This is a genomic window from Streptomyces sparsus (assembly GCF_054776295.1).
Window position 1 is genome coordinate 1 of record NZ_BAAHCA010000366.1, and the last position, 4,577, is coordinate 4,577.

5 protein-coding genes are annotated in these 4,577 nt (G+C 73.0%); 1 reads left to right on the plus strand and 4 read right to left on the minus strand.

Going from position 1 to position 4,577, the window contains the following annotated elements; genetic code table 11:
* From ACYVE9_RS16440 to hrcA, 4 genes are all read right to left on the minus strand, one after another.
* On the minus strand, positions 1–717 hold a 717-nt coding region (locus ACYVE9_RS16440; protein ID WP_461028611.1), incomplete at its 3' end, for a 16S rRNA (uracil(1498)-N(3))-methyltransferase.
* Positions 714–1,805 (minus strand): nitronate monooxygenase, encoded by a 1,092-nt coding sequence (locus ACYVE9_RS16445; RefSeq protein WP_461028612.1) that lies wholly within the window; start codon positions 1,803–1,805, stop codon positions 714–716. The genes ACYVE9_RS16445 and ACYVE9_RS16440, both read right to left, overlap by 4 nt.
* Before the next feature lie 89 nt (positions 1,806–1,894).
* Complete coding sequence (gene dnaJ / locus ACYVE9_RS16450; protein ID WP_461028613.1) at positions 1,895–3,019, minus strand: molecular chaperone DnaJ; 1,125 nt, start codon at positions 3,017–3,019, stop codon at positions 1,895–1,897.
* On the minus strand, positions 3,019–4,035 hold the full coding sequence (gene hrcA, locus ACYVE9_RS16455) for a heat-inducible transcriptional repressor HrcA (protein ID WP_461028614.1): 1,017 nt from the start codon (positions 4,033–4,035) through the stop codon (positions 3,019–3,021). The genes dnaJ and hrcA overlap by 1 nt, the downstream gene beginning before the upstream one ends.
* A 244-nt stretch (positions 4,036–4,279) precedes the next feature.
* On the opposite strand from hrcA, the gene ACYVE9_RS16460 reads away from it, so the two are divergent.
* A partial coding sequence (locus ACYVE9_RS16460) for an MBL fold metallo-hydrolase (protein WP_461028615.1) occupies positions 4,280–4,577 on the plus strand: 298 nt, incomplete at its 3' end.

Sequence of the window (4,577 nt, forward strand, 5' to 3'; positions counted from 1 at the left end):
GCCCAGCAGCAGCGCGGCGGCGGCGGTGCCCGCGGTGGAGGTGCGCAGCACGCTGGGCCCGAGCCGGTAGGGATGCGCACCGGCCTCCTCGAACGCGGCCAACTCGGCCTGTGAGACGCCGCCTTCCGGGCCCACCACCAGCACCACCTCGCCGGCGTCTGGAAGTTCGGCCTCGGCGAGCGGGCGACTGCCCTCCTCGTGCAGCACCGCGGCGAAGTCCGCGGCGCCGAGCAGCGCGGTCACCGCCCGGGTGTCGGCGAGCTCACCGACCGCCGGGAAGCGCAGCCGGCGCGACTGCTTGCCGGCTTCGCGGGCCGTAGCGCGCCACTTGGCCAGCGACTTGGCGGCCCGCTCGCCCCGCCACTGGGTGACGCAGCGCGAAGCCGCCCAGGGCACCACCGCGTCCACGCCCGTCTCCGTCATCATCTCCACGGCCAGCTCACCGCGGTCGCCCTTGGGCAGCGCCTGCACCACGGTGATCCGCGGTCGCGGCAGGGGCTCGGTACGGATCTCGGTGACCGTCACCTCCAACCGGTCCTTGCCCTCGACGGAGCTGACCGTGCCGTGCCCGCCGGTGCCGGCGCCGTCCGTCAGCACCACCTGCTCGCCGGCCCTGAGCCTGCGCACCGACACCGCGTGGCGGCCCTCCGGGCCGTCCACGAGCACGGTGCCGGCGGCCAGCCGCTCCGGCGGGACCACGAAGACCGGAGCCGTCACGAGGCGTCCTGCCCGGCCAGCTCGTCACGGGCGACCGCCAGCTCGGCAGCCAGCACACCGACCAGCTGACCGGCCGGCAGCTCCCGCACCAGCCGGTGGCCCTGCCCGGCCCACAGCGCCATGCCCTGCGGGTCCTCGGCCTTCGCCGCCGCCTTGCGCAGCGGCGCGGTGAGGTGGTGGACCTGCGGATAGGCGGCCGGCGCGTACGGGCCGTGCTCCCGCATGAACCGGTTCACCAGGCCGCGTGCCGGTCGGCCGGAGAACGCCCGGGTCAGCTCGGTGCGGGTGAACAGCGGACTGGTCATGGCCTGCTTGTGGAGGACGTTGGCGCCCGACTCAGGACAGACCAGGAAGGCCGTGCCGAGCTGCGCGGCTGCGGCCCCCGCGGCCAGCACAGCGGCGATCTGCCCGCCGCGCATCAGGCCGCCGGCCGCGATCATCGGCAGCCGTACCGCCTCGCCGACCTGGGTCACCAGGGAGAGCAGCCCGACTCCGGAGCCGAGCCCCTCGGCCTGCGTGTGGTCGCGGTGGGTGCCCTGGTGGCCGCCGGCCTCGATGCCCTGTACGCAGACGGCGTCGGCGCCCGACCACTCGGCGGCCTGCGCCTCGGCGACGGAGGTGACGGTGACGACGGTGAAGGTGCCCGCCTTGGTGAAGTTCTCCAGCACCTGGCGGGACGGGCAGCCGAAGGTGAACGACACCACCGGCACCGGGTCGTCGTAGAGGATGGCGAGCTTTCCCTCGTAGGCGTCGTCGCCGCCCTGCTCGGGATCACCCAGCGGGGTCTCGTACCAGGCGGCCTCCCCGGCGAGCTGCTCGCGGTAAACCTCCACGGCCGCGGTGGTGTCGCTGCCGGGGCCGGTGGACGGCTGCGGCATGAAGAGGTTCACCCCGAACGGGCGGGAGGTGAGGCCGCGCAGCTGTTTCATCTCCTCGTACATGGCCTCCGGCGTCTTGTATCCGGCGGCGAGAAAGCCGAGGCCGCCCGACTCGCACACGGCCGCGGCCAGCTCCGGGCAGGAGGCGCCGCCCGCCATGGGGGCCTGCACGACGGGATGCTCGGACAGCGTGGTCAGGACGGAGGACATGTCCTCATCCTGCCACGCACCCGCGGCCGGGCCCCGGGCGGTCCGCGGCGGTGCGCCGCGGGCCGCCCGGTGAGGAGGACGCCAAGGGCTCAGCGGCCGTTGAACGCGTCCTTCAGCCGGGAGAACAGGCCCTGCTGGCCGGGCTGGAACTGACCCGTGGGACGCTCCTCGCCGCGCAGCTTCGCCAGCCGCCGCAGCAGTTCCTCCTGCTCGGCGTCCAGCTTCGAGGGCGTCATCACCTCGACGTGCACGATCAGGTCGCCCCGTCCGCCGCCGCGCAGGTGCGTGACACCGCGGCCGTGCAGCGGGATGGACTGGCCCGACTGGGTGCCGGGACGGATGTCGATGTCCTCGACCCCGTCCAGCGTGTCCAGCGGGCACTGGGTGCCCAGTGACGCCGCAGTCATCGGGATGGTGACCGTGCAGTGCAGGTCGTCGCCCCGGCGCTGGAAGACGCCGTGCGGGTTCTCGTGGATCTCCACGTAGAGGTCACCGGCCGGACCGCCGCCCGGGCCGACCTCACCCTCGCCTGCCAGTTGGATGCGGGTGCCGTTGTCGACGCCGGCGGGGATCTTCACCGTCAGGCTGCGCCGCGACCGGACCCGCCCGTCACCCGCGCACTCCGGGCACGGGGTGGGCACGACCGTGCCGAAGCCCTGGCACTGCGGGCACGGCCGCGACGTCATGACCTGGCCCAGGAAGGAACGCGTGACCTGCGACACCTCACCCCGGCCGCGGCACATGTCGCAGGTCTGCGCCGAGGTGCCGGGCGCGGCGCCCTCGCCGCTGCACCCGCCGCACACCGTCGCGGTGTCGACCTGGATCTCCTTGGTGGTGCCGAACGCGGCCTCCTCCAGGTCGATGTCCAGGCGGATCATCGCGTCCTGTCCCCGGCGGGTCCGCGAGCGCGGTCCGCGCTGCGAGGCCGTGCCGAAGAAGGCGTCCATGATGTCGGAGAAGTTGCCGAAGCCACCCGCTCCGAAGCCGGCTCCGCCGGCCCCGCCCGGATCCCCGCCGAGGTCGTAGACCTGCTTCTTCTGCGGATCCGACAGCACCTCGTAGGCGTTGTTGATCTCCTTGAAGCGCTCCTGCGTCTTCGGGTCCGGGTTGACGTCCGGGTGCAGTTCGCGGGCCAGCCGGCGGAAGGCCTTCTTGATCTCGTCCTGCGAGGCGTCCCGCTGCACGCCGAGGACCGCGTAGTAGTCCGTCGCCACTATGACTCCGCGAGGATCTGTCCGACGTAACGTGCCACTGCGCGTACCGCTCCCATCGTTCCGGGGTAGTCCATGCGGGTCGGTCCGACCACGCCGAGTTTGGCGACCGCCTCGCCGCCGGAACCGTAGCCGACGGAGACCACCGAAGTGGAATTAAGTCCTTCGTGGGCGTTCTCGTGACCGATGCGCACGGTCATGCCCGGGTCCTTGGCCTCGCCCAGCAGTTTCAGCAGGACGACCTGCTCCTCCAGGGCCTCCAGCACCGGCCGGATGGTCAGCGGGAAGTCCGGACCGAAGCGGGTGATGTTGGCGGTACCGCCGATCATCAACCGTTCCTCGGTCTCCTCCACGAGCGTCTCCAGCAGCGTGGACAGCACCACCGAGACCGTGCCCCGGTCCTCCGCGTCGAAGGACTCGGGCAGGTCCTGCACCAGTTGCGGGACCTCGGTGAAGCGCTGGCCCACCACCCGGCTGTTCAGCCGGGCGCGCAGATCGGCCACGGACGCGTCCCCGATGGGGTGCGGGCAGTCGACGAGGCGCTGCTCGACGCGGCCGGTGTCGGTGATCAGCACCAGCATCAGCCGGGCCGGCGCGAGCGCCAGCAGCTCGACGTGCCGGACCGTGGACCGGGTCAGCGAGGGGTACTGCACGACGGCGACCTGCCGGGTGAGCTGCGCCAGCAGCCGCACCGTGCGGCCCACCACGTCGTCGAGGTCGACGGCGCCGTCGAGGAAGTTCTGGATCGCGCGGCGCTCCGGCGAGGACAGCGGTTTCACGCCCGCCAGCTTGTCGACGAAGAGCCGGTAGCCCTTGTCCGTCGGGATGCGGCCCGCGCTGGTGTGCGGCTGGGCGATGAAGCCCTCCTCCTCCAGGGCGGCCATGTCGTTGCGCACGGTGGCCGGTGACACCTGCAGGTTGTGCCGCTCGGTGAGCGCCTTGGAGCCGACCGGCTCCTCGGTTCCCACGTAGTCCTGCACGATGGCGCGCAGCACTTCCAGCCTGCGTTCGCTGAGCATCGTGCACCTCCGTCCGGACGTTCCTGCATGGGTCTTCGGCGACTGCGCTGATCGGTGCTGATCCGGCTGCCCCCGAGGATCGGGCGGCTCCCGACCCTGGCACTCCGAGGCCGGGAGTGCCAACCTTCCCGAGCCAGTGTACGACCGGCTGCCGCCGCGCGGGCAAGGGCGGCCGGACCGACCGTACCGCGAGCCCCGCCGCCGCGGTGGGCGCGGTACCCGCCGGGGCACTAGCGTCGGCCCCATGGACGCCGTGTGGGAAGAGCTCGCGCCGGGTGTCGTGCGGCGCCGCACGCCCGGCTGGGACGAGACCGTCGGGGCCGTCGCCGGCACCCGCGGGGTGCTGGTCGTCGACACCGGCGCCACGTTGCGGGACGGCGCCGACGTGCGGCGCCAGGTGGGCGACCGCTTCGGCCTGCCGGTCACCCACGTGGTGCTGACCCACCCGCACTTCGACCACGTGCTGGGCACGGCCGCGTTCGCGGGTGTGGAGGTCTACGGCGCGGTCGGCACCGCCGCGCTGCTGGCCCGCTCGGCCGACG

Coding starts and splice junctions, on each gene's coding strand:
- ACYVE9_RS16445 (WP_461028612.1), bottom strand. CDS start 1,805: ATGTCCTCCGTCCTGACCACGCTGTCCGAGCATCCCGTCGTGCAGGCC.
- hrcA (WP_461028614.1), bottom strand. CDS start 4,035: ATGCTCAGCGAACGCAGGCTGGAAGTGCTGCGCGCCATCGTGCAGGAC.